This is a genomic window from Bacillus sp. FSL W7-1346 (genome assembly GCF_038593335.1).
In the GTDB taxonomy this organism is placed as follows: Bacteria; Bacillota; Bacilli; order Bacillales; family Bacillaceae; genus Bacillus; species Bacillus altitudinis.
Window position 1 is genome coordinate 349919 of record NZ_CP151988.1, and the last position, 25996, is coordinate 375914.

General features: G+C 42.2%; 24 protein-coding genes. 15 read left to right on the plus strand and 9 right to left on the minus strand.

Annotation, left to right across the window (positions count from 1 at the left end):
- Nucleotides 1-60 precede the first annotated feature (60 nt).
- Nucleotides 61-1068 carry a LacI family DNA-binding transcriptional regulator gene (locus NST09_RS01860; protein WP_017358562.1) on the plus strand — a complete coding sequence of 336 codons (1008 nt, stop codon included), beginning with the start codon at nt 61-63 and terminating at the stop codon, nt 1066-1068.
- Nucleotides 1069-1188: 120 nt separating this feature from the next.
- Nucleotides 1189-2565: an MFS transporter gene (locus tag NST09_RS01865; protein ID WP_024718969.1), complete on the plus strand. Its 1377-nt coding sequence runs from the start codon at nt 1189-1191 to the stop codon at nt 2563-2565.
- 230 nt (nt 2566-2795) lie between these two features.
- Here the strand turns inward: NST09_RS01865 and NST09_RS01870 are convergent, their stop codons facing one another.
- A complete protein-coding gene (locus tag NST09_RS01870) occupies nt 2796-3569 on the minus strand; it encodes a class I SAM-dependent methyltransferase (RefSeq protein ID WP_017366580.1) in 774 nt (257 codons plus the stop codon).
- A 117-nt stretch (nt 3570-3686) separates the two neighbouring features.
- On the opposite strand from NST09_RS01870, the gene NST09_RS01875 reads away from it, so the two are divergent.
- Nucleotides 3687-4592, plus strand: coding sequence for a LysR substrate-binding domain-containing protein (locus NST09_RS01875; protein WP_129548440.1), 906 nt, complete (start codon nt 3687-3689; stop codon nt 4590-4592).
- Nucleotides 4593-4790: 198 nt separating this feature from the next.
- On the opposite strand, the gene NST09_RS01880 is transcribed toward NST09_RS01875, so the two are convergent.
- Nucleotides 4791-5576 (minus strand): carbon-nitrogen family hydrolase, encoded by a 786-nt coding sequence (locus NST09_RS01880; RefSeq protein ID WP_342493283.1) that lies wholly within the window; start codon nt 5574-5576, stop codon nt 4791-4793.
- 210 nt (nt 5577-5786) lie between these two features.
- Here NST09_RS01880 and NST09_RS01885 point away from each other — a divergent pair, with 210 nt between their 5' ends.
- On the plus strand, nt 5787-6749 hold the full coding sequence (locus NST09_RS01885; RefSeq protein WP_342493284.1) for an acetylxylan esterase: 963 nt from the start codon (nt 5787-5789) through the stop codon (nt 6747-6749).
- A gap of 71 nt (nt 6750-6820) precedes the next feature.
- Here the strand turns inward: NST09_RS01885 and NST09_RS01890 are convergent, their stop codons facing one another.
- A complete protein-coding gene (locus NST09_RS01890; protein WP_008342068.1) occupies nt 6821-7135 on the minus strand; it encodes a hypothetical protein in 315 nt (104 codons plus the stop codon).
- Between the two features lie 60 nt (nt 7136-7195).
- Between NST09_RS01890 and NST09_RS01895 the strand changes: the two genes are divergently transcribed.
- The 5 genes from NST09_RS01895 (at nt 7196) to NST09_RS01915 (ending at nt 13435) form a co-directional block, all read left to right on the plus strand.
- The gene (locus tag NST09_RS01895) at nt 7196-7999 is read left to right on the plus strand and encodes a nucleotidyltransferase domain-containing protein (protein ID WP_335358087.1); all 804 of its coding nucleotides are present in this window, start codon (nt 7196-7198) and stop codon (nt 7997-7999) included.
- A gap of 161 nt (nt 8000-8160) precedes the next feature.
- Nucleotides 8161-9078: a proline dehydrogenase gene (locus NST09_RS01900; protein ID WP_007498256.1), complete on the plus strand. Its 918-nt coding sequence runs from the start codon at nt 8161-8163 to the stop codon at nt 9076-9078.
- Nucleotides 9079-9101: 23 nt separating this feature from the next.
- Nucleotides 9102-10649: an L-glutamate gamma-semialdehyde dehydrogenase gene (gene pruA, locus NST09_RS01905; protein ID WP_007498254.1), complete on the plus strand. Its 1548-nt coding sequence runs from the start codon at nt 9102-9104 to the stop codon at nt 10647-10649.
- 125 nt (nt 10650-10774) lie between these two features.
- A complete protein-coding gene (locus tag NST09_RS01910) occupies nt 10775-12007 on the plus strand; it encodes a helix-turn-helix domain-containing protein (protein WP_008342058.1) in 1233 nt (410 codons plus the stop codon).
- 129 nt (nt 12008-12136) lie between these two features.
- Nucleotides 12137-13435 (plus strand): arsenic transporter, encoded by a 1299-nt coding sequence (locus NST09_RS01915; protein WP_098680999.1) that lies wholly within the window; start codon nt 12137-12139, stop codon nt 13433-13435.
- A gap of 31 nt (nt 13436-13466) precedes the next feature.
- Here NST09_RS01915 and NST09_RS01920 read toward each other — a convergent pair whose 3' ends face one another.
- Together NST09_RS01920 and NST09_RS01925 are read right to left on the minus strand one after the other, a co-directional pair.
- Nucleotides 13467-14144: an amino acid ABC transporter permease gene (locus tag NST09_RS01920; RefSeq protein ID WP_008347854.1), complete on the minus strand. Its 678-nt coding sequence runs from the start codon at nt 14142-14144 to the stop codon at nt 13467-13469.
- Nucleotides 14145-14156: 12 nt separating this feature from the next.
- On the minus strand, nt 14157-15029 hold the full coding sequence (locus NST09_RS01925; RefSeq protein WP_342493285.1) for a transporter substrate-binding domain-containing protein: 873 nt from the start codon (nt 15027-15029) through the stop codon (nt 14157-14159).
- Between the two features lie 181 nt (nt 15030-15210).
- Here NST09_RS01925 and NST09_RS01930 point away from each other — a divergent pair, with 181 nt between their 5' ends.
- On the plus strand, nt 15211-15540 hold the full coding sequence (locus tag NST09_RS01930; protein ID WP_007498247.1) for a YckD family protein: 330 nt from the start codon (nt 15211-15213) through the stop codon (nt 15538-15540).
- A gap of 46 nt (nt 15541-15586) precedes the next feature.
- Here the strand turns inward: NST09_RS01930 and NST09_RS01935 are convergent, their stop codons facing one another.
- Complete coding sequence (locus NST09_RS01935; RefSeq protein WP_342493286.1) at nt 15587-16351, minus strand: MBL fold metallo-hydrolase; 765 nt, start codon at nt 16349-16351, stop codon at nt 15587-15589.
- Nucleotides 16352-16466: 115 nt separating this feature from the next.
- Here NST09_RS01935 and NST09_RS01940 point away from each other — a divergent pair, with 115 nt between their 5' ends.
- Nucleotides 16467-16886: an Lrp/AsnC family transcriptional regulator gene (locus NST09_RS01940; RefSeq protein ID WP_008347846.1), complete on the plus strand. Its 420-nt coding sequence runs from the start codon at nt 16467-16469 to the stop codon at nt 16884-16886.
- A 24-nt stretch (nt 16887-16910) separates the two neighbouring features.
- On the plus strand, nt 16911-17717 hold the full coding sequence (locus NST09_RS01945) for an AAC(3) family N-acetyltransferase (protein ID WP_342493287.1): 807 nt from the start codon (nt 16911-16913) through the stop codon (nt 17715-17717).
- 1 nt (nt 17718) lies between these two features.
- Here the strand turns inward: NST09_RS01945 and comJ are convergent, their stop codons facing one another.
- The 3 genes from comJ to NST09_RS01960 form a co-directional block, all read right to left on the minus strand.
- Nucleotides 17719-18105 carry a competence protein ComJ gene (gene comJ, locus NST09_RS01950; protein WP_050826928.1) on the minus strand — a complete coding sequence of 129 codons (387 nt, stop codon included), beginning with the start codon at nt 18103-18105 and terminating at the stop codon, nt 17719-17721.
- A gap of 137 nt (nt 18106-18242) precedes the next feature.
- Nucleotides 18243-19940, minus strand: coding sequence for a methyl-accepting chemotaxis protein (locus NST09_RS01955; protein ID WP_342493288.1), 1698 nt, complete (start codon nt 19938-19940; stop codon nt 18243-18245).
- A gap of 127 nt (nt 19941-20067) precedes the next feature.
- A complete protein-coding gene (locus NST09_RS01960; RefSeq protein WP_007498233.1) occupies nt 20068-20496 on the minus strand; it encodes a NucA/NucB deoxyribonuclease domain-containing protein in 429 nt (142 codons plus the stop codon).
- 366 nt (nt 20497-20862) lie between these two features.
- Between NST09_RS01960 and NST09_RS01965 the strand changes: the two genes are divergently transcribed.
- Genes NST09_RS01965 through NST09_RS01975 form a run of 3 tightly spaced genes read left to right on the plus strand, consistent with a single transcriptional unit; the run spans nt 20863 to nt 25989 of the window.
- Nucleotides 20863-22932 (plus strand): hydantoinase/oxoprolinase family protein, encoded by a 2070-nt coding sequence (locus NST09_RS01965; protein WP_342493289.1) that lies wholly within the window; start codon nt 20863-20865, stop codon nt 22930-22932.
- A complete protein-coding gene (locus NST09_RS01970; RefSeq protein ID WP_017366593.1) occupies nt 22922-24907 on the plus strand; it encodes a hydantoinase B/oxoprolinase family protein in 1986 nt (661 codons plus the stop codon). The genes NST09_RS01965 and NST09_RS01970 overlap by 11 nt, the downstream gene beginning before the upstream one ends.
- Nucleotides 24904-25989 carry an ABC transporter substrate-binding protein gene (locus NST09_RS01975; RefSeq protein ID WP_057078562.1) on the plus strand — a complete coding sequence of 362 codons (1086 nt, stop codon included), beginning with the start codon at nt 24904-24906 and terminating at the stop codon, nt 25987-25989. Before NST09_RS01970 ends, NST09_RS01975 begins: the two co-directional genes overlap by 4 nt.
- Nucleotides 25990-25996 lie beyond the last annotated feature (7 nt).

A 25996-nucleotide genomic window follows, 5' to 3' on the forward strand; every position in this document is an offset into this window, starting at 1 on the left:
GATGAAGGTGAGTCAGGTTATAATAGAGTATAAAACAACAGACTCCCGGAGGTATGAAATGTGTCAGTAAGTATTAAAGATGTCGCATTGAAAGCTGGAGTATCTATCGCCTCTGTTTCCCGAGTATTAAGTGGCAAACCAGGAGTAGGTGCTCAAACGGCTGAAAGAATTAAACAAGTGATTGATGAATTAGGCTATCGTCCTAATTTAGGAGCTAGAGGGCTCGTTAAAAGAAAGACTGGCAATATTGCTGTCGTGGTTCCGCGTGGTTCATATATTTTGAATAATCCATTTTTTTCGACGATTTTAGATGGGATAGCGAAGGAATTAGATGAGACTGAATTCAATATGTTGATGTCATTTACATCTGTACAGCAGCAGCGATTACTTGAAACGCAGGCTGTAGATGGTGCCATTTTATTTTCTCCAAGAAATGAAGAATTGAGCATGGATTGGTTAAAAAGTTTAGCTATTCCCATTATCGTTGTCGGAAGTTACTTAGAGGATTCTCCATTTCCATGTGTCAGGCCTGATGATGAAGAAGGTGTGTGCCAATCTGTCACGGCTTTATTTGATAAAGGTCATCGAACCATTGGACTGGTCAATGGTCCAATGAGTTCGATGCATAGTGTGAGGTATTACAAGGGATATGAGCGTACACTGAAAAGTTTAGGATTAACAATGAACAAAGAGCTTGTGTTTGAGTTAGATGAATTTGATGGGGGAAAAGTAGTAGAAGTGGTTTCTCAATTTCTCCAAGGAAACCAGCACATGACTGGAGTTGTTTGCTCTTCAGATTTTTTGGCGATAGGGGTCATGAAAGCGGCAGATATCGCAAATGTGTCAATACCTCATGATTTGTCTGTCGTTGGTGCTGATGATGTGCCCATTGCAAGTTTTCTAACCCCTTCTTTATCTTCTGTTCATGTTGATTTAGTTGGAATGGGAAGAAAAGCGGTTTCTTTACTAACGCAGTTAGTAGAAGGAGAACAGTTAGAGAAGATGGAACATATCTTCCCGATGTACTATGTAGATCGTGGCACCACGGGAACGCCAAAAAAGAAATGATAGATGCTGAAAACTCATATGATCGCTTTAGAATGTCTCTTCATTTAAAATGTAAGCGATTTCTTTTGTGCTCATCAGCATGTACTTTTGCATCATTTCCTCTATTAAGGAGGAGATATCATGACGTTAGAACTCAGCGGAAATTCAAATTCTCATGATGAGCAAGTTGTTGATAGAGCTTCACAACTATTGACTAGGATGGAAAGTGTACCTTTTTCGAGATGGCATTTAAAACCTCGTATCATTATGGGATCTGCTACCTTTTTTGATGCTTTTGATGCACTATCTTTAGCGTTTGTTCTCCCAGTTCTCATCGGCATGTGGAATTTATCACCTGCTCAAATTGGTCTTCTTATTGGGTCTGGTTATATCGGACAAGCGATTGGTGCTATTTTCTTTGGATGGTTAGCAGAAAGACGTGGCCGTGTATTTAGTGCAAAGTGGACTGTGTTTCTCATGTCTATTATGAGTATCGCATGTGTATTTTCAGGTAACTTTATGGCCCTTTTTATTTTTCGTTTTATACAGGGGATTGGAGTAGGAGGAGAAGTGCCAGTAGCGGCCTCATATATCAATGAGTTGTCCCGGGCCCAAGGCAGAGGGAGATTTTTTATGCTCTATGAGATGATTTTTCCATTAGGATTAATGATCTCAGCTCAAATTGGCGCATTTGTTGTACCTAGCTTTGGGTGGAAATGGATGTTCTTGATTGGTGGAATTGGCGGTTTAATCGTCTTTGTCTTCTTTTTCATGTTGCGTGAATCTCCAAGATGGCTTATTTCAAAAGGCAGGTTAGATGAAGCCGAAAGAATCATTGAAGAGATTGAAGCTAGTACGGACAAACGAATGCCTGTTGCAAAGCAAGTGTCCAGCAGCACTGAAAAAGGCGACTGGAAAGAGCTCTTTTCTACTTTTTATCGTAAAAGAACATTGATAGTATGGGGACTATGGTTTTCTGCCTACTTTGTATCGAATGGATTAAATAATTGGTTACCGAGTCTTTATAATACGGTTTACAATTTGCCAGTTGGAGATTCATTAAGGGCAGCCTCTCTCACAAATATTTTACAGACCATAGGGGTATTCGCTTGTGCATTTTTAATCGATAAAGTAGGACGGAAGCGCTGGGCAACCATTGCATTTATCGTAACAGGTGCTTTATTAACGGCTTTATGGATCAGCGGAGCAAATTCTCCAGAAAGCGTTATTTATTTAGGGTCCGCTGCCTACGGAATGATGGGGACAATTACAGTTCTTCTCTATTTATATACACCTGAAATCTATCCAACCCGTATGAGGGTAATTGGTACGGCATTTGCTACAGCGTGGCTTAGGCTGGCCTCAGCGATCGCTCCTATTATGATAGGTTTTATTTTAGAGGTGAGCGGTGTTTCAACTATTTTTATTCTTTTTGCAAGTGTGACTGTAGTGGGAGCAATTCTTGCTTTTAAAATGATCGAAACGCGAGAGAAAGTATTAGAAGATATTGCACCGTAAGTGATGCATGCAGTGAAGAACTTATTCTAAAGAGGGTAGGTTCTTTTTTTATTCAGAGGATTTACGTACACTTTTGAAAAAGCCTAACCTACCTCAGTTCAATTATCTTATAATAGAAACATCATGCAACACTCCTTGTCACGAACATGAAAAGTAATATCTATCAGATAGTGGAAATGTATATTCATAATATAAAAGTCTACCGGCTAGGGTAGACTTTTTCGATCAGTTTAATGTTTGATCCCTTGAAGCAGTGCGGCTTTTAGGCAAAAGGATATTGGCTGACGATGTTCGTCGAATTGCAGTTGAAACAGCTGTTTCGTTTCATCGTCTGCAGCATGAAGGTGGGCAACGATTTCCTTTTGAACATTCTCTGGTGTACGTCCTCGTATGATCCAGTCCTGATAATCAATATGCAGATCCCAGTAACGGATATCTTCTTTCGTCAGATGGTTGTCAGCGAAAAGCTCTTTCCATTCTGATAACGAGCTTTCTCGCACATGGGAGGGATCTCTCAGTCTATTTAAATGATTAATAAAGTCATCCTGTGCTTGGTTTTCAGGTGCATAATGATCGACAAGTAGAAATTTGCCGCCTTTCTTTAAGACTCGGCTGATTTCAGACATGGCTGCCGGGAGATGTGGGAAGTGATGAGCAGCAAATCGGCATGTGACGAGATCAAATGATGCATCAGAAAAGGGCAATGCGTCTGCGGATGCCTGCTCAAACGTAATGTGGTTCAGCTGGCGCTCTTTTGCAAGTGCTGTAGCAACCTCGATCATTTTGTGTGTGACATCAATCCCGATTCCTTTAGAGATGACGTCTGAAAAGGAAAAAATGGTATGACCTGCCGCGCAGCCGATATCAAGTAGATGCTCATCGCCCTTTGGCTTCGCCGCCGTTTTCATCCATTCAAGCTCTTTTCCAGCTGCAAAGATGGGTGAATCTCGGTAGTTCTCTGCATTTTGTGAGAATTGTTTCTCGGCTTTCGAATATGGATTCATTTCTTTACCCCCTTTTGTTGTTTCTTTATCGTAGGGTTCTTCCCGTGATTTGTCTAAGACATAAAAGATATGATATGAATAGTTAAAACCTATGAGGTGAGAGAAGTGGATATACGAATGATGGAATATGTCATGGAAGTGTACCGGCAGCAAAGCTTTACAAAAGCAGCGGAAAAACTTCACATTGCACAGCCCTCATTAAGTCAGCAAATTAAAAAACTTGAGGAAGAATTAGATACTCCCCTGTTTATTCGGAAGTATGGACAAGTCACTCCTACACCTCAGGGAAACCGATTGATCAAAAGAGCAGAAACCATTTTGAAGGAACGAGATGATTTATTGCGTGAGATGGGGGAAGCTGCTTATGAGGTGGGGAAAGAACTGATGATCGGTGCGCCAGCTGTTACAGGGGGATATGTCCTACCAAGTTTATTAAAAACCTATTGTCAAACGTATCCGCATGTTCACGTTCATTTGATAGAAGAATCGCCTCGTGAGCTAGAAAGACGTTTACTCACTGGGAAACTGGATCTGGCGATTCTTTCTTTGCCTGTCGAGCATGAATCATTGAAAACAAAACAAATGCTGACCGAGCCGCTTCTTCTCGCCATTCCGCAAACGGCTCAACCGTGGTTGACAGATGAACTGAATGAAATCATCAATCAAGCGGATCAAGAAGGGTCTGTCCCGTTTCGTCTTCTGGAAGATGCCCCATTTATTATGCTGAAAGAGGGATATGGCTTTCGGCAAGTGGTCACGGAACTGTGCCGTCATCATGGTTTTCGGCCGAGGATTGCATTTGAAACGAGTCATATTCAAACAGCTCAGGCATTGGTTGAAAATGAGCTAGGGGTGACAGTGGTGCCGAAAATGGTGGCACAAGAGGAAAGCAAAGCAGTCACTTATTTACACATTGATTCATGCCCAACCCGCACACTTGTGTTTGCATATGTGGAAGAAAGATATTTAACGAAAGCCGCTCAAGCCTTCATGGACCTTCAACAGAATCAAGGAAAAGCTTAAACAAACGTTTAATTAAACGCAAAAAGCAGGGGAGTCCCCTGCTTTTACCTTTTTTCAGCGTGATAGAAAACCTTTGCAGTTTAGGAAGGACGAGTACCGACGCGGAGCGAATTTGACATTCGTGAGCACCGGCACGCAGGACTGACACCGAATGCGAGGGTTTGTCTACACGCTGAAAGCAGGGGAGTCCCCTGCTTTCTAATATAAATCCAGCCGCTGATCTGTCATGACGGGGATTTGTTGTCTCACTTCATCTACGAGCTGAAGATCAATGTCTGCATAATAAATGTCTTCTTCATCATTTGTCTCAAGCAGAATGCGTCCGAGCGGGTCAATCACCATGGAGTGACCAGGGAATTCAGTGTCTCTGCTTGTGCCCGTCCGGTTCACCGCAATCACAAATGACTGATTCTCAATGGCTCTTGCGATGAGCAGACTGCGCCAATGGTCCACTCTTGCTGACGGCCATTGAGCGGTATTGATAAGCACCTTCGCCCCTTTGTTCACGAGCGTCCTAGAAAGCTGAGGGAAGCGGAGGTCATAGCAGATCATGGTGCCAATCTTGACATCTTCATCATAGTTAAATAAACCAAGCTGATGACCGGCGGTTAAATAGTTGTGTTCATCCATTAAGCGGAATAAATGAATTTTATCATAATCTAACAAAAGCTCACCTTGGCGGTTAAAGACATACATTGTATTGGTGATGTTTTCATCTTCTGTCCTCTTATTTAAAACACTGCCTGCGATGAGATACACTTGGTGCTGACGAGCAAAGGAAGAGAAGAGTTGTTTTGTCCGCTCACCATCTGCATCGGCAAGCTCATCCGCTTGTTCCAGCGCATAGCCGGTATTCCACATTTCAGGTAGAATAATCAAATCAGGCTGTTGGCGAATGGCTTCTTCTAAAAACGCTTCTGCTTTCTGAAAGTTTACATCAGGTTCTCCTATTTGTACGTCCATTTGAATCAGGGCGATGTTCATGTCGGTCTTCCTCCTTTATTCGTTTCATGCAATGAATGGTTCGGGTGATATTGCCTGAAGCATCTAGTCTTCAAGCCAGTTTCTTTATCATAAAGCTTTCCGCCATCTTTGCCAATAGAAATGTCAGAAGGTTTTGTTAAATGACTTTCTCAATCAAGAAATGAGTGGTATGATACTCATAACTAATAAAACAAAGGGGAATAGTATGATATGCAATTGTTCGATTTATCACTAGAAGAGCTAAAAAAATATAAACCAAAGAAAACAGCACGTCCTGATTTCTCAGACTTTTGGAAGAAATCGCTCGAAGAACTGCGCCAAGTGGAGGCAGAGCCAACACTTGAATCTTATGACTATCCAGTGAAAGGCGTCAAGGTGTACCGCCTGACGTATCAAAGCTTTGGACATTCTAAAATTGAAGGCTTTTATGCTGTGCCTGATCAAACTGGTCCGCATCCAGCGCTCGTTCGTTTTCATGGCTATAATGCCAGCTATGACGGCGGCATTCACGACATCGTCAACTGGGCGCTGCATGGCTATGCGACGTTTGGAATGCTTGTCCGTGGTCAAGGTGGCAGTGAAGACACCTCAGTGACGCCGGGCGGACATGCATTAGGGTGGATGACAAAAGGCATTTTATCGAAGGATACGTACTATTATCGAGGTGTTTATCTAGATGCTGTTCGTGCACTCGAAGTCATTCAGTCTTTCCCCGAAGTAGATGAACACCGTATCGGCGTGATCGGTGGAAGTCAGGGGGGTGCATTAGCGATTGCGGCCGCAGCCCTTTCAGACATTCCAAAAGTCGTTGTGGCAGACTATCCTTACTTATCAAATTTTGAGCGTGCAGTTGATGTTGCCTTGGAGCAGCCTTATTTAGAAATCAATTCATACTTTCGAAGAAACAGTGATCCGAAAGTGGAGGAAAAGGCATTTGAGACATTAAGCTATTTTGATTTAATCAATTTAGCCGACTGGGTGAAACAGCCAACATTGATGGCGATCGGTCTGATTGATCAAGTGACACCGCCATCCACCGTGTTTGCGGCATACAATCATTTAGAAACAGATAAAGAGCTGAAAGTGTACCGATATTTTGGGCACGAGTTTATTCCTGCTTTTCAAACAGAGAAGCTGTCCTTTTTACAAAAGCATTTGCTTCTATCAACATAAGAGCATGACAAAGAGCTAAAATGACATTCATTTTAGCTCTTTGTCTTTTTTCAGCTATTGGAGCGATCAGCTTAATAACTGGTGTTCTGTCTTGTTTTTTCATCAGGCACTAATGCTGTAACGATCAGGGCAAGGGCTGTGATGATGTGAAGGATGAATCCGAGAATCGGAATCCAGGCAAGGCAGGATGTCACAATGCCAATGATACTTCCGATCATTGGTCCCTGGTCTCGCTTCGATAAGACGAGTGTGATAATATGCAGAATAAGCATGACCATGAGCGGTGAATAGCCATTGCTGATAACGAATAGACCTCCGATCACAGGGATAGCAAGGCAAGCTTCAAAAATCCCAGTGATCCATTTCATAATGCGAGATATAGACATCAGATCCAACTCCTTTTTCATATATGTCTTATTCGTATTTTCCCAAAAGGTGAAGAAGTCATGCAGAATTCTATAGAAAGAGTTGATGGACACTTGAGAGAAAGAATTAAGGAAGAGCTGAAAATCATCGAAGAAACGTATGACGTCAAGATTTGTCTCGCCGTTGAATCGGGCAGCAGGGCATGGGGATTTCCTTCAACTGACAGTGATTATGATGTTCGCTTTTTATACGTTCCCCGGAAGGAATGGTACTGGGCGATGGAAGAACATCGAGATGTCATTGAACGGCCGATTGATGACATGCTTGATATCAGCGGCTGGGAGCTTAGAAAGGCGCTGCGTTTATTCAATAAATCGAATCCATCCATTATGGAATGGCTGTCTTCTGACATCATCTATGCTGAATCTTTCTCTCTAGCCAAGCAGCTAAGAGAATTAAAGGATCGAGCGTTTTACCCTGCGGCTTTGATGTATCATTACCTCAATATGGCGAAGCGGAATGAAAGCCGGCATTTACGAGGAGAGCAGGTGCGAATCAAGAAGTATTTCTATGTGCTCCGTCCGCTGCTTGCCTGTCAGTGGATTGAACGTTACCGGACGGTTCCACCCATGGACTTTCATGAATTACTCAAGGAGCTAGTGGAGGAAGGCCCGCTGTTAGCAGAAATTCACGAACTGCTCAAACGTAAAATGGACGGAGAAGAAATGGATGTAGAGAACCGTCTCGCTCATGTCCATCCATTTATTGATCAAGAGCTGGCGCGTTTTGATGAATTGGTGAAAAGCTACAATCAGCCGAAAGACAATCTGATGCAAGAATTAAATAAGCTTTTGCAGTCTACCCTTGATGAGGTGTGGGCGTAAGCATGAAAGAGCCAGCCGGTTAGCGGCAGGCTCTTTTTTATCTCTTATTGTGATAAAACCACAAAAAAAGTCAGAATTTTTGTCATCTTCAAATATTGTAGCGGACAGCTCATGAGCCTTACAATAAAGACATAGCTTACAAAGAGTGGGAGGTGCCCTTTATGGAGTCGGTCACAAGAAATTTCTTCTTGTTTTTGTCAAAGAGCAGTCTCTTGAACCATATTGCTCGTAATTGGGGAAGTGCTGTTGCATCAAAGAAAATCATCGGTGGGAAGGATTTTGAGAGCGCTATCCCTGTCATCAAACGATTAAACGATCAAGGTATGGCCGTAACGGTTGATCACCTTGGTGAGTTTGTCACAAAGGCAGAGATTGCAAATGAGCGGACGAATGAGTGTATTCAAACCATTCAGCGAATTGCAGAGGCGGGACTCAATTCCCACGTGTCACTTAAAATGACATCGCTTGGCTTAGATATTGACGATGACCTTGTGTATCGCAATATGAAAAGTATTTTAGATACGGCAGAGAAACACCGTATTATGGTGACAATTGATATGGAGGATGAACAGCGCTGTCAAAAAACGCTGGACATTTTTAAAGAAATGAAATCTCAATATGAGTATGTCAGTACGGTTTTGCAGGCGTATTTGTACAGAACAGAACAAGATCTTGATGACCTAAATGAGTTGCAGCCATTTTTAAGACTTGTAAAGGGTGCCTATAAGGAATCCGCTGAAGTGGCGTATCCAAACAAAAAAGACGTCGATCAGAATTACAAGAAGCTGATCGAAAAGCAATTACTCTCAGGGAACTATACAGCCATTGCGACACATGACGATCAAATGATCGAATTTACGAAACATATTGTGAAAAAACACAATATACAGACAGATCAGTTCGAATTTCAAATGCTGTATGGCATGAGATCAGAAACGCAGCAAGCACTCGTGAAGGAAGGCTATCAAATGAGGGTCTACACCCCGTATGGACGAGAGTGGTATGGCTACTACATGAGACGTCTTGCAGAACGACCGGCAAACATTGCATTTGCTTTAAAAGGGATGACGAGAAAATAATTTGAAACGGGAGCGTGACAAAGATGACAACACCTTACAAGCATGAACCATTCACGGATTTTAGCCAGGAAGAAAATCGCCAAGCGTTTGAACAAGCATTAGCCAAAGTAACAGAATCGCTTGGGCAAACCTATCCGCTTGTGATTAATGGAGAAAGAATCGAAACAACAGACAAGATTGTTTCGATCAATCCGGCGAAGAAGGAAGAAGTCGTGGGTACCGTATCAAAAGCTGGGAAAGAAGAGGCAGAGCAAGCGATTCAAGCTGCGGCAAAAGCGTTTGAAACATGGCGCTACACGTCTCCAGAAGAAAGAGCCGGCGTCTTATTCCGCGCTGCGGCAAGCATTCGCCGTAAAAAGCATGAGTATTCAGCCCTTCTCGTAAAAGAAGCAGGGAAGCCTTGGAATGAAGCGGATGCAGATACAGCAGAAGCCATTGACTTCCTAGAGTATTATGCCCGTCAAATGCTAGAGCTTGCGAAAGGCAAACCGGTGAACAGCCGCGAAGGGGAACGCAATCAATATGTGTACACACCAACTGGCGTGACGCTTGTCATTCCACCATGGAACTTCTTGTTTGCGATCATGGCAGGGACAACCGTTGCACCAATCGTCACAGGGAATACAGTCGTATTAAAGCCAGCAAGTGCGACGCCTGTCATTGCTGCCCGCTTTGTAGAAGAACTGGAGCAAGCAGGTCTGCCGAAAGGTGTTGTCAACTTCGTGCCAGGTAGCGGAGCAGAAGTTGGAGATTACTTAGTAGATCATCCGAAAACAAGCCTTATTACATTCACTGGATCAAGAGAAGTGGGCACACGTATTTTTGAACGTGCGGCAAAAGTACAGCCAGGACAACAGCATTTAAAGCGTGTAATTGCTGAAATGGGCGGTAAAGATACAGTCGTTGTAGATGAGGATGCAGATGTCGAATTAGCCGCTAACGCCATTTTCACATCAGCCTTCGGTTTTTCAGGTCAAAAATGTTCAGCTGGGTCTCGTGCTGTCGTCCACGAGAAGCTGTATGACCAAGTCGTTGAGCGAGTGAAAGAAATCACAGAAACGAAAACAACAGCGAATCCGTTATCAGCTGATGTGTACATGGGACCTGTCATTGATCAAGCTTCCTTTGACAAGATCACGGAATATATCGAAATTGGCAAGCAAGAAGGCCGTCTAGTCACTGGCGGAACAAGTGATGATTCAGAAGGGTACTTCATTCATCCAACCGTGTTTGCAGATCTAGAGCCAACATCTCGTTTAATGCAAGAAGAAATCTTTGGACCTGTCCTAGCTTTCTCAAAAGTCTCAAGCTTTGATGAGGCGCTTGAAGTAGCCAACAACACAGAATACGGGTTAACCGGTGCGGTCATTACAAATAATCGTGATCACATCAACCGTGCGAAGCAGGAGTTCCATGTCGGGAACCTTTACTTTAACCGTAACTGTACGGGAGCGATTGTGGGTTACCACCCATTTGGCGGCTTTAAAATGTCAGGAACTGATTCAAAAGCAGGCGGTCCAGATTATCTTGCTCTGCACATGCAGGCCAAAACGATCAGCGAAATGTTTTAATATGGAAAAGCATGAACTCGTGCAGGCGAGTTCATGCTTTTTTTACCTGTCTACGACTTGTTTCTATACAAATCTGACTGGAAAGAAGTATGATAAATGTATCACTTATTCAGGGAGCAATCGGGATGGAAGAGATATTAGAAAAGCTTCATACATTTTTTGATGTCGATAAATTAATTGCATTTATTAGTGGTTATTTAAAAAAACCAGTCATTTTAGAAAGTACTGAATGTCAGCTGCTTGCTTATAATTCTTACAGCATCCAGCAGTTCGACCCAGTCAATCAGCAAACCATTTTCTCAAAGGAATGTCCGGGAGCTGTGGTGGATTGGTTAAAAAAAACAGGGGTCATTGAGCAGCTATATACAGATTCAAATCCTTTTTATGTGAATGGTCATGAGGAGCTCGGGTTTAATCGACGAGTGGCTGTAAGCGCCAAGCACAAACAAGAGGTTGTCGGCTTTATTTGGGTGCAGGACATTGAAGATTCTCTCTCTCAAGAGGAGCTGCAATTTTTACACGAGGCATCGTTTCAGGTTGGAAAAGTCATTTATAAAAATAAGAAACAGCTGGAGAAAAAGGAAGGCAAGATTGAAGAGTTCTTCAAAAAGGTCATGGATGATCATTTTTATACAGAAGAAGAGCTGAAATGGGAAGCTGAGAATTTAAGCATTCCACTGCCAGCTGTCTTTACTGTGATGGTTGTTCATGCCGCCGATAATAAAAGTGAGACGGCAGAAGATGTGAAGGATATGATTAGAACCTATTTACAGCTAGAAGACAAGGTCAATCACGTCTACTCTGTGCAAGCAGACATCGTCGTGATATTAGGCAGTTTGTCAGATCGACACTCACCAAAAGCGACCGCTGCGGATGTCGTCGCCCATCTTCAATCGAAAACGCATACACACCCATCTCCTTTATATATTGGGATGGGAAGAGAATATCGAGATGTCATGAAAATGAGCACAAGTCGATTTGAAGCGATAGAAGTCGTGAAAGCAGTGAAGATTGTCGGGGGGCAGGAATTGATTCCATACGATTACGAGCATTTGGGGGTCTTCCGGTTCTTAGACTCGATTTACAGTCACCAAAAAAAGAAAAACGACTTTAATCCAGATCTGTTGCGCCTAAAGGAAAAAGACCGTGACAGCCAAACATCATTTTTAAAAACCTTAGAGGTCTACTTATTGAATAATTGCAAGTTAAAACCAGCTGCAGAGCAGTTGTTTATTCATCAAAATACACTAAACTATCGAATGAAACAAATTTTTGAAATGACGTCTATCGATTTAAGTCATTTTAGCCAGCGATGTGAGTTATTTATTGAATTGATGCTGATGAAAAAAGATCAATAGGCGTGGACTCCGCAGGTGCAAAGGATGACCTGCGGATTTTTATGCGAGATCATAAAATGGCATACAATTGCCTTATTTCGTTGTATGATAGATAAAGATTTTATGAGGAAAGTGAAAGGAGGGCCACCTTTGGGATCAGTCACCTTGGCCATTTTGATTTTCATCATGACCCTCGTCCTTGTCATTTGGCAGCCAGGACGTTTAACCATTGGATGGTCAGCGTGCGGGGGAGCGATTCTTGCTCTTGCTTTTGGGGTCGTTCATTTGGGCGATGTATGGGAAGTCACCCAAATTGTCTGGAACGCCACCTTTGCATTTATTGGAATTATCATCATTTCACTGATTTTAGATGAGATTGGTTTTTTTGAATGGGCGGCACTTCATATGGCAAAAGCCGCAAGAGGGAACGGGGTCCGCATGTTTATTTATTTAACATTGCTAGGCGCTGTGGTAGCAGCTTTTTTTGCCAACGATGGAGCAGCACTTATCTTAACCCCGATCGTTTTATCTGTGGTCAGAGCGCTGAAGCTGGATGAGCGTATGATCCTGCCGTTTGTCATGGCAAGCGGCTTTATTGCAGATACGACGTCTTTGCCATTTGTCATTAGTAACTTGGTCAATATCGTATCAGCCGATTATTTTCATATTGGCTTTCTTGAATATACAGCAAACATGTTCGTCCCAAACCTTGTATCGCTTGGCGCTAGTATGCTTGTGTTGTATGTGTTTTATCGGAAACTCATCCCGAAAACGTACGATGTTTCGCAGGCGAAGGAACCAGCTTCGGCCATTCGTGATCTGCGCATGTTCCGGTTATCTTGGTATGTGTTAGGGTGCTTGCTTGTTGGATATTTTGCTGGGGAATTGGCAGGCATTCCGGTGTCAATCATTGTAGGAGGCATTGCCATTGCTTTCTTATGGCTGGCGAAACGGAGTCCACAAGTGGCGACAAAACGAGTCGTCAAAGAAGCACCTTGGTCGATTGTGTTTTTCTCTATCGGCATGTATGTCGTGGTGTATGGGCTGAAAAATGTCGGCCTGACAGAAATTTTAGCGGCGTGGATTGAACAGGGGGCGTCACACGGTTTACTTGCGGGAACGATGTTTATGGGGCTCCTGGCAGCAGTGCTATCTTCTGTCATGAACAATCTCCCAACCGTTTTAATTGATGCGATTGCCATCGGTCACACAGATACAGCAGGTGTGATGAGAGATGCACTGATTTATGCCAACGTCATCGGCTCAAACCTTGGTCCGAAAATGACCCCAATCGGTTCATTGGCGACATTGCTGTGGCTTCATGTCTTGAAGAAAAAAGGTGTGCATATTTCTTGGGGAGCATACATGAAAGCTGGAATCATTCTAACCATACCGACGCTGATCATCACGTTATTGGGGTTGTATGTGTGGTTATGGTTGATACATTAAAAAGCAGACCCAATGGATCTGCTTTTTGTTGTTATAGATATTTCGCATAGCGTTTTTCCAAAAAGTCTTGGAGCAATGAGACCACACTGCATATGCCCCAGTAAATCAAGGCAACCAAAATATACATGGTCATATAATCGAATTCTCGTCCACCCACAATTTTTGCTTGCTGGAAGAGTTCGGGCACAGTAATCATTGCCGCTAGTGAGGAAGCTTTGATTAAATCAAGCATGACGTTGGTCAGGGGCGGCAGTGCAATGCGCACGGATTGAGGCAAAATGACTCCGCGCATCGTTTGCCAATAACTGAGACCAAGTGATTTGGCGGCTTCCACTTGACCACTTGGAACAGAGGAGAGAGCCGCCCGGTTAATTTCGGCAATGTATGCAGCACTATTGAAGCTGAATCCAATAATAGCAGCAGTGACAGCTGTAAATTCAATGCCGATGTAAGGGAATCCGAAATAAAGGATAAACAAAATGACCAGAATGGGAACCCCACGCATGAATGAAATATACAGCCGTGCAGGCAACCGAAGGAACCACGTATTTGCCATTCTAGCAAGGGCAATAAAAAAGCCTAGAATCGTACCAAAAAACATGCTCACAAAAGAAATGAGCAGCGTCAGCCAGATGCCTTTCATCACAAATGGAAATGACGCTTTTGCCAGTGCAGGATTAAAGATATATTCTAAATGAATATCTCCCACGTCTGCGGCTCCTTATTTAGAAATGTCGACATCTTCGACATCAACATCAATTTTCTTTGAGACGTCAGCATGATTAAAGAATTTCTCCGAAATCTTTTTCATGGTTCCGTCTTTTTTCATCTCTTTTAATACATGATTTAATTCTTTTTGCAGCTCTGTATTGTCTTTTTTCATCACAAACCCTTGTTCATTCGGCATGTATTTTAAGTCTGGATGGATCGTAATATTTAGCTTAGGGAATGCAGCAAGCGCCAGTGTTTGCAAGTAGTAGTCATTTAAAATGACATCTGTACGGCCGTTTGCGACATCCTTTAAATATTGCTCGTTTGTAGCATTATCATAAATGACTTCTTTTGCACCATACTTACGGGCAACATCCATATAAATGGTCGTTGCAGCACCTGCTGCTTTCTTTCCTTTTAAATCCTTTAGCGTTTTAATACCTGACAGATCATCTTTTCTGACGATAGCGGTTCCATATGAGTATTTATAAGGTGTTGAAAAGGCGAACTTATCTTTCCTGTCATCTGTGATGTCGATATCGTTTGCAGCGGCATCCACCTGACCTGAATTAATGGCACTGAGCATACCATCATAACCCATTTCTTTAAATTCTACTTTTACGTCAAGGCGCTTAAATGCTTCTTTGACGACTTCCACTTCATAGCCAGTCAATTGATCCTTGCCGTTCGATGTATCATGGTAAGACGTAGGATACAAGGTGCCTGAAGTAGCGACCACGATTTTCCCTTTCTTTTGAATCTGATCCCACTTTGATTCTCCAGACTGAGATGAGCCTGATTGATTGCAAGCAGACATGACAAGCATGAGAGCAGACACAACAAGCAACACCCATATAGGTTTTCTATGATAAAAACGACTCATTTAAGAATCCTCCTCTATTTTTTATACAAAACAAAACATAGCACGCTTTTTCAGTTAGGACAACGTTTTCAGATGAAAAGCGAAAAAGTAAGAATATTATGTGCAATTTGATGGTGTGAATAATGTATAAAAAAGGAAAGGATGCGCAAATTAAAATCGAATAAAGGAGGGAACGACAGAGATGAAAAAAACAAGTGGTTTGATCATACTAACGATGGTGATATTATTTGGTTTTCAAGTGAATACGGCTCATGGAGAAACACCCCAAATGGAAAAGCGCCCCGTCACGCATCAAGTAAAATTAACGACAGAGCAACAAAAACAAATTGAAGTACTTGAACAGCAAATTTTGTCTAAACGAAAAGAAGTGATCGAAAAATACGTTCAGTATGGTGTGTTAACGAAGGAACAAGGCACGCACATCACAAAACGAATGGATGAACATTACAATCACTTAAAAAATAACGGGTTTGTTCCATTACTAAAAAAACCACAGCACCATCGACCATAAGTTCAAGAAAACCGGCAGCAAGGTGCCGGTTTTTATTGTTTATGTGTTAAAAGGTCAGCGTCTCACCATCTTGAGGGACAAAAATGGCCTGATCTGCATGATTCTCTCGAATGTAAGATGTTAATGCCGCTCTTGTTAATAAACAATGATTCACGGCTTCAAGGTGACAGGCGATGATTTGAGCTTGTGGTTGAGTATGGTGAATGTCTACAATCTCTTCCTTTGTCATCGTAATTGGATCTCCCTCTAAAAATTGGGCAGCCCCACTATTGACCACAATAATATCTGGCTGGCATGTATTCACAACCTCTTTCGGCTCATCACACCAAATGGTATCTCCTGCAATATAAAGAGTAGGCTCATCAGGATGAGAGAAAACAAAACCGCTCACTTGTCCCATCCGTTTAGCGGTTTCTCCTGTCCCGTGCTGCCCGCCAGTTCGTTTGATATGAACACCGCAAACATCCATTTCATCTTCAATGCATGTAACATGCTGAAATCCAGCTTCTTTTACTTCCGTGCGATCTTTCTCTGATTGAGTATAGATCGGCAAAGTTTGAGCTAATCTCTTTTTTGCCTCGTCGTCAAAGTGATCTACATGTAAATGAGTGAGCAGGACAGCATCAGGCTGTAATATCTTGTCCAAATCAATGTTTGCAGGCAGCTCAACAATTGGATTGTTTGCATGTTGATTGGCAGTATGCGGGAACGGTGGATAGGTTCCTTTTGCTGCTAAAAAGGGATCGATTAAAAATGTTGACGGACCATATTGAAGGTATAAAGTAGCATTACGAATGAGTGTTATTTTCATTAGAAGGCCTCCTTTTTTTCTTATTAAGTTTACAGTATATTAAAAGAGCCTCATGTGACAGAGGATCATGAAAGTCTTTCAGCGGAACGACTTGATTTTTGAAAGAGGTGAGCTAATGCTAGACAAAACAGATATGGATATATTAAAAGAACTCTCAAAGAATAGCCGATTGACGATGAAAGCACTTGGTGAAAAAGTCCATTTAACCGGTCAAGCTGCTAAAAATAGAGTTTTAAAGCTTGAAGAAGAGGGGATTATTGAAGCCTATACCATTTCAATTAACTGGCGGACACAGCAGAACATCCAAACATTTTTGCAGCTCTTTACCCGAAGTTATGATCATGAACCGCTTTTATCGTTTCTCCATCAAAAGGAAGAAATCAAAAACCTGTTTAAAATAAGTGGAGAGGGCTGTTATATGGCTGAAGGACATTTCTCCAGTCATGATGAGCTTGATCAATTTTTAACGGAGCTAACAAAGCATGCAAATTATAAATTGTCTATCGCTGTGAAACGTCTCACTCATCAAGAATAGATGAGGCGCAGGAGGAAATAACCGATGAAAAAATTAATCGAACATCAGGTTGAGCCGATCACAAAGGAAAGAATCAAAGCGGATTTGGTTCAACTCGGTGTGAGGCAGGGCATGACCTTATGTGTCCACTCATCCTTGTCATCTATTGGCTGGGTGAATGGAGGGGCCATAGCAGTTATCCAAGCTATGATGGATATTTTAACAGATGAAGGAACACTGATTATGCCGGCACAAACATTAGAGCTGTCTGATCCTGCTGATTGGATCAATCCGCCTGTTCCTTATTCTTGGTGGAAACCGATCAAAGACACGATGCCTGCATTTGATCCGGCTTACACAGCTCCAACAGCAATGGGAAAGGTAGCGGAGACCTTTTGGAAATACCCAGGCGTAGAAAGAAGCAATCATCCTCATTTCTCATTCACCGCCTGGGGGAAAAGGAAACATGAAGTGTTGAACCACCATGCGCTTCCTTATGGTTTAGGAGAAAATTCACCTCTTGGACGTATGTACAATCTTGATGCAAAAGTGCTGCTAATTGGCACATCATTCGAGAGTGTTACAGCTTTTCACTTAGCTGAATATCGAATCTCACAGCAAGACCTCATGACACGAGGGGCCCCCATTTTAGAGAATGGTTGGAGGGTGTGGAAAGAGTATCAAGATATCATCACAAGAGAAGAACTATTTGAACAGATTGGTCGTGACTTTTTACAATCAGGATGTAGTTATAACCACAGTCAAATCGGGCTAGCCAATTCGTATTTATTGCCGATGAGAGAATCAGTCGATTTTGCAGAAAAATGGCTTGAGCAGTACGACCAGGCGTGATCTAAGCAGTCTGAAAATCAAAATAATAGAGATCTTGATCAGGGTGCTCAGATATATAGCAGGTGAGCTGATAGTCTCCTTTTGGAATGGAGAAAGACAGTACCTGTGCCATGACGCTTGTTAGATAAACATGATCACTTGAATGAGTAAATGGCACTGTGATGACTCTATCAACGGATGATGGAGGCTCATGGCTGTTTAATGTCACGATAATAGAAGCCTTTCCGTTATTGATGCCTTCAAAAGAAATACCTCGATCCCCAGTTGCGAATCCTTGAAGAATATCGTCATCTGTCCAATCAATCACAGGTGGCGTCGTGCTTCCAGTGTATACGGTGATTTGGTGATAGGAGATAGATAGGGGATACATTTGATTTAAATCATTCATATAGATTAACTCCTTTATTCATAAAATTTGTCCAGCTGGCGATCATGTTGAAAAGTGAATGTTTGAAAGTATGATAATTGAAGAGAATGTTAGGCAGCAAGACGATTGTCGCCGTCTTGCGCTACTGTTTGAGGGATCTAGATGTGAAATTGCGAAACCATTTCTTTTAGGTCTCCTGCTAAATGGGCAAGAGCCTCTGATGAAGCTGTTACTTCTTCCATTGCTGCAAATTGTTCTTCTGTTAAACCTGCTACTTGTTGTGAATGTTCACTCGTCAGTTTAACGCCTTCTGTGATAGAGGCAAAGGTCTGCTTCGCATCATTTGTATAAGCTGCGATTTTTTGGGATGCATCTGATAAATGTTGAATGCCATCTGCCATTTCCTTCATTGACTGCTGAATGTCAATAAATGAATCCTCTGTATGAGAAATAAGAACAGCCCCTTGAGCCGCTTCCTCTCGTACTCGTTTAATGGCACTCGTCGAATGATTCATCTCTTTTTGTATTTCGGAAATGAGATGTGAAATCATGTTGGATGATGTTTGCGATTCTTCTGCGAGCTTCCTCACTTCGTCTGCCACAACGGCAAAACCTTTTCCATGTTCACCTGCGCGTGCTGCCTCAATGGCCGCATTAAGAGCAAGTAGATTTGTTTGGTTAGCGATATCTGTAATCACTTTGGAAATTTGATCAATCTCGGCTGAACGTGTTTCCAACGCTTGAATTGCTGTACCATTCTCTTCAATTGATTTTGCAATAGATGTCATTTGTGAATTGACTTCACCGATATTTTGTACACCTTTTTGGGCCATTTCTTGTGCGGACTGGCTTCTTGTTGCCATTTGTCCCGCATTTTCAGTGATGTTTACCAGCTCGTTAGATACTTGTCTCATCGTGTGCTCACTAGCTGTCATTTGGGCTGATTGCTGTTCAGACGATTGTGCGACTTCTTGAATGGTATGGGTAATTTTCTCTGATGCTGCACTCGTTTCTTCTGCGCTAGCTGACAGCTCCTCAGAAGAGGTGGCTACTAATTCAGAAGTTTTGATTACATTTAAAATGGTGTGATTTAATTTCTCACGCATCTTATTAAAGTGACCTGCCAGCTCAGAAAGTTCATCGCCTGTGTGATCTGTCACGTTGATGGTTAAATTTCCTTCGCCTGCACTCTTAATAGCAGATGCCATATGTTTGAGACGTGTCTGAATCCGCTTTGTGAAAATAGAAATAATGATAACAGAAACAATTAAACTTAACAGTAGAACCGTGACAAATTGAATAAAGAAAGACTGAAGCATTTGTGAAATCATGCTTTGATTTGCACCGGTATAGAAAATACCAATCGTTTCCCCTGTATCATTTTTGATGGGCATATAAGCCGTTTGGTAGTCTTCCCCGGCAACATTGGCTGTTCCGTAATAATTCTCGCCTTTATCCAAAACAGCGGCCTTTACTTCAGGCGAGACTTCGGTTCCTACAGCTCGTTTCCCGTTTAACATGACATTTGTGGCAACACGGGTATTTCCTTGGAAAATCGTGATTGTATCACCAGTATATTCGGCCAATTGATCAACCAATGTGTCATGGTTATTGATTTGAGTATTTCCTTTGTAAAGCTTGCCATCTTTTATCTGCCACGAGCCAGCAACCTTTTCAGTTAGGTAAGCGTATCCTAGCTTTAGATCGCCTTTTGCTTTTTCGGTGGCCATTTGCTTAATGTTCTCTGTCATTTCGCGGTTCACTACATAACCAACAACTGCTGAAAATACGATGAGGACACTTAAAAAGATCAGCATTATTTTGGCGCCAAGCCTCAGTTTTCCTTTTTTCTTCATGCTTTTTACTCCTTTAGGTATAAGGTAGGGGTATCCCTCCTTAAGGATTATCGGCATGAAAAAAATGTTTGATATACGTGAATGCACTTACACAGAAATTTTTGTTGTGAAAAAAGGAAAGATAGTGCTACTCGATAATAAATTGGATTCTTGTGCCATCAGGATCATCTGATAATTGATGACTTACCCAAGAGCCTGCCCCCCTATTATCCGAAGGACGTACATATTTGACAGAAGCCCCTGCTCCACCTTCTTTACACATCGCCATTGGCCATTCATCACGATCATAACCACGCTTTGTTGGAATGCCATGAAGTGATTTGTCTCTTTGCTCATCACTATTTTTTCGATCAATGGTGCAAATGGAAGAATGACCTTCGTCAATAGCTTCTTCTATGTGCTTCGCGGTTTCTGGATATCGATCTGATGGAAAGTGAATGGTTTTGTCATAAGAAGAGTTTGTCGTCTCTTGTTTATGTTGCCCTAGTTGGACATAGCCTGTCGCTATACCAATGACAATCAATAAAAGCAAGAGAATGGTTTTAAGAAGTTTCATAGATGCTAGCTCTCTTTCTCTTTAGCGTATTTTGTAAACAGAAGTATAGCAGAATTACTTACCAAATTCTCCTCGTTTTGAAAAAACGTCTTTTAAAGTTTGAAAAACGGTTTTTACCTGTTTATGCTCTTTTCATCGTTGTACAAACTCATAAAAATTTAATTTTGCTGCTCAAAAAACATATATGCTGATGCAAAATGGCTTTATGATTGGTTTTTGGGCTAATTTCAAGATTTTAACACACAGAAATTTCAAAAAAATAAAATTGACTAGACCGATATGCTTTAATAATATGGAGTCAAATATCAAAAAATGTCGTAATTTATCAAAATATGATTCCAATTACATTGCAGGAGGGAAGTACAAATGGCGGATGTCTCTTATCGGCTCGGAATAGACATAGGTGGAACATTTACTGATTTATCGCTGATGAATGAAGCGACAGGGGAGCTGACTGAACTCAAGACACCTACAGTGACAGATGACCCAGCTCAAGGAATTATCAATGGGCTGAAACTTCTAAAAGAAAGAGGTGTCGATTTATCCAAAATACAATATCTCGTACACGGGATGACAATCGGTCTTAATACATTATTGCAGAGAAAGGGAGCAGATTTAGCCCTTTTTGTAACGGAAGGTTTTCAAGACATTTTGTCATTACAGCGTTTACGTCTACCCATTCCTTATGACTTCAATTCTCAATTGCCAGAACCATTGATACCACGAAAACATGTATATCCAATCTCTGAAAGGCTCATACACGATGGTTCGATCAAAAAACCTCTCCAACTGCAGCAATTAGATGATGCTGTCCAGCAGGTCATCTCTAAAAAACTAGCAGGCATTGTCATTTCTTTTTTACATAGCTATCAAAATCCAGTTCATGAATTACAGGCAAAAGCCTATATTCATCATCATTACCCACAGTTAGAAGTCCTGACATCATCAGAATTATGGCCACAAATGAGAGAATATGAGCGGACAGTGATGTCTGTTGTCAATTTGTACATTCAACCAAAGGTGAAACAATATTTACAAACGTTGAAAAACCGCTTGAAAGAAGAAGGTGTACCAATTTCTCCATACATTACCCAATCAAATGGTGGTTTAATGGATGCAGAAAGTGCAGCTACTTCACCCGTTAAAACTCTTTTTTCTGGCCCGGCAGCTGGTGTAATTGGTGCAGCAAGAATTGCAATATCTGCAAATGAACCCAATTTAATTACGTTTGATGTTGGTGGCACAAGTGCAGATATCTCGATCATTCAAAATGGGCAGCCTACAATGGCTCAATCGAATCAGCTTTCAGGATTTCCGATCATTCTTCCATCTGTTGCAATGTATTCGATAGGGGCTGGCGGAGGTTCTGTCGCATGGCTTGATCAAGGCGGGCTTCTTAAAGCAGGACCGGAATCAGTTGGCTCGCAGCCTGGTCCTGCTTCGTATGGAAAGGGAAAAAAAGCTGCTTTAACCGATGCATTTCTCATATGCGGTTACCTCAATCAAGAACGGTTTGCCGGAGGACATTTACAATTGCAGCGGTCTGCAGCGGGAATAGCCTTTCAGCCAATTGCTGATCAGCTTCATAGAACGGTCGAACAGGCGGCTGACCAGTTGATTCAAGTGGCTGTTGCCAATATGTACACAGAACTAAGCAATGTCATGGAGCAGCAAGGGTTTGATCCTAGAGATTTTAGTTTGTTGGCATTTGGCGGGGCAGGGCCTGTTGTTGCGAATTTCCTTGCGAGAGAAATTCATGCAAAAAATGTGGTCGTCCCTCCAAGTCCAGGAACATTATGTGCGCTAGGTGCACTTACAGCCGATTTTATCCATGATGCTGTGTTGTCTAAGAAAATCTGCTTACAAGACTATACGATTGACGAATTAAAACAAGATTATGAAATGCTTTCTCGCAAAGCAACGGATTGGTTCAGCCAGCAAAACATTCAACATATCAATCAAACGTCCATTTTGTTATTAGCAGATGCCCGCTATCAAGGACAGGCATTTGAGATTGAATTGCCATTATCGGTGGATTGGCTAAAGCAGGAACAAGACGTCTATCACCTGATTGAAGCTTTCCACAACCTGCATGAGCGTCAATATGGCCATAGAGATGATCAGGCGAACATTGAATTTACTCATTTGCGAGTTCGGGTTATAGGTGAAACACCTCCACTGCCTTTCTCTCCTGTTGATGAAAGCAGCGGACAGCCTTTAATACCACAATCATACAGACGAATCTTTATAGAAGAAAAAGAGTACGAAGCATCTGTTTACAATCGGAGTACTTTGTCATTAGGTGCTGTTGTGAATGGACCTGCCATCATTGAGCAAGATGATACGACAACATTGATTTTGCCAAACTGGGCAGGCAGCATAGACCATTCAGGAAACTTGGTGATTTCAAGGGAGGCGGCTTTACATGGGAACTGATCCAGCAAAGCTTGAGATGATGAGGAGTTATTTTAATGCGATTGCATCAGGCATGGGACATGTCATTGAGCGGACATCTTTTACAACATTCGTAAAAGAATCGGCGGATTTTGCCACAGCATTAGCCACGCCTTCTGGAGATTTCTTTGTTTACCCAAAAACAGTCGGTGTCACGATCTTTTTAGGGCTGAGTCTCAAAAAAGCGATTGAAGAAAGCGGACCGATGCAGCCGGGTGACATTATCATCACAAATGATCCTTATACGACAGACGGTTTAGCGACTCATTTGCCAGATGTTCATATCATCAAACCTATTTTTATAGAAGATGAAATTGTCAGTTATGCCTGGTCTTTTGTTCATGTAAGTGATGTGGGAGGTCTTGTCCCTTCAAGCATTTCTCCAACTGCAACAGATGTTCATCAGGAAGGATTAAGAATTCCACCAGTGAAAATCTATGAAGGTGGAAAAGAGAATCAGGTTGTTCGTACCTTTTTAAGAGCTAATAGCCGGGCGAGTCATTTAAATGATGGCGATATTAATGCGATGATTGCCGCTGTTAATACAGCAGAAATCAGACTAAAAGAAATGATCGAGAAATTTGGAAAAAACGAAGTGAAGCAAGGAATGATTGATCTGCTGAAGCAAGCAGAGGATCGCGCCGGAAAAGTAATTGAAGCCATTCCTGATGGAACGAGTGAATTCGCTGATTATTTGGATGATGATATGATTTCGGATGTGCCGATCCGATTAAAGATCAAGCTGACGGTCAAAGGGAAACAGCTGACACTGGACTTCTCTGAGTGTGACCCGCAAGTTAAGACAGCTTTTAATCTTGTCACCAATGGTCAAAAGCACTCCTTCTTATATCAAGGATTGATTAATTACATCATTAGTAAAGATCCTTTTATTCCGATTAATGGTGGGATTACGTATCCGATAGACGTGATTTCACCTAAAGGAACGCTTGTCCATCCAGAATATCCGGCTTCTGTCGGTATTCGGCATTCCATTACAATGAGACTGTATAATGTCGTGCTAGGTGCTATTGGTAAGCTGTTGCCTGAAGCAGTGCCGGCGGCAGGTGCAGGTCAATCCGCTATCGTCGTTCTCTCAGTTCCTGATGATCAAACAGGAGGCAGAAAAATGTCTGTGGTCGAACCGTTAGGCGGAGGCGGCGGTGCTCAAAAAGGGACTGATGGAGTCGATGGAATTGATCATTCGTCAGGCTTTTTAAAAAATACACCTATCGAGAGCTTGGAACAGCATATTGATATTCATGTACACCGATATGAACTGCTACCGAACACAGGTGGAGCAGGGGAACATAGAGGGGGACATGCGATTGGTTTAGAATTTGAAATGATCAAGCCAGAATCGATGGTGACGGCACGAGGAATGGAACGAATGAAGTTTCAACCTTGGGGGTTAATGGGCGGACGTGCAGGAGCAATTGGTGAGGTGAAATTGACCAAACCAAATGGGGAGACACAAAACCAGCCGAAAATTGATGTCATGCGTCTTGAAAAAGGCGATATTGTTCAATTGGTTTCACCAAGTGGAGGAGGATGGGGGAATCCATTTGCTAGAATGAAAGAAAAAGTCCTTCATGAAGTGGAAGCAGGGCTATTAAGTGAAGAAAGAGCACTTCAGCAATATGGCGTCAAAGTCTATCGATATCATAATGAATGGAAAATTGATGACGAGCAGACGAGCAGGCTTCGTGAAAAGATGAATGATGCTGATGCTGTCGCTTGGGATTTTGGAAAACAAAGAGCAGCTTATGAGAAAGTGTGGACGGACGAAGCCAGCAGTGAGCTTGCTGTGCAGCTTCGTTCATACCCAGCAAATGAGCGTACGCACTATAAACATGCGGTTCATTCTCATTTTAGTCATAGACAGGAACCGTTAACAAAGATGGATATTATTCAAGCACTTCGTCAGTTGAATCAACAAAAAGGGGGAAATGAATCATGAAAAGAAGAGTAATCGCCATATTTGCAGGTGTCCTATCCGTCATGTTACTGCTGTCTGCATGCGGTGGAAATGGGCATGATCAAAGTAAACAGCAGCAGACTGTGATCGTTGGTGTCTACGGAGGGGATTGGGAAAAGAATATTAAGCCAATCCTCGAAAAGTTTGAAAAGGATACAGGCATTAAAGTACAAACGGTCTCTGGGGCAGATTCTGAATGGTTTACAAAATTAAAAGCATCTAATGGTAAAAATCCACCGTATGATTTGCTTATTTTACAGCCTGATACGATTCAAAGAGGTATTGCGGCAAACGTTCTTGCGCCTATTGATGAAGATCAAGCGCCAAATGTGAAAAAGCTTTATCGTTCTGTTCAAAAGAAACTCACTGTTGATGGAAAACAATATGCAGCAGGCTTTAGTATGGGACAGCTTGGAATTGCTTATAGAAAAGATCTTGTCAAACAGGAGCCAAACAGCTGGACAGATTTATGGAGCGATCAGCTGAAAGGGAAAGTGGCGATTTCTTCCCCAACTTATTCAGCGGGCTTACAATTTTTCTCTGCACTTGTCCATGCTCAAGGAGGGACAGAATCAAATCCTAAGGATATTGATAAAGCATTTAAAAGCCTCGCACAATTAAAAGGGCGTGTAGCTGCTTTTCCTGATAACCCAGGGTCTATTCAAACGCTGTTAGAACGTGGTGACGTGACGGCAGTTCCATATTGGGATGGCCGAGCATTTGCACTTGAAGAAGAAGGGATGGATATTGGATTCTCATATCCGAAAGAAGGCGCTGTGGCAGCAGTTGCGAGCTGGGCGTTAACAAAGGGAAGTCAGCATGAGGAAGCGGCTTATAAGCTATTAAACTACCTTAGTGGGAAAGAAGCTCAAGAAGCCTTCTCAGAAAAATCTTACTACGGTATGTCGAATTCTGATGTGAAATACGGAGACAAGATTAAAGGGAAAGTGAAGGTTGGCGAAAATTATTATAGCAAGCTGACTTGGGTAGATTATGAAACAGCGACTTCAGAGCTCGGTCAATGGACGAATCGATGGAATGAAGTATTAGGCGGAGGAAAATAGGTGATCG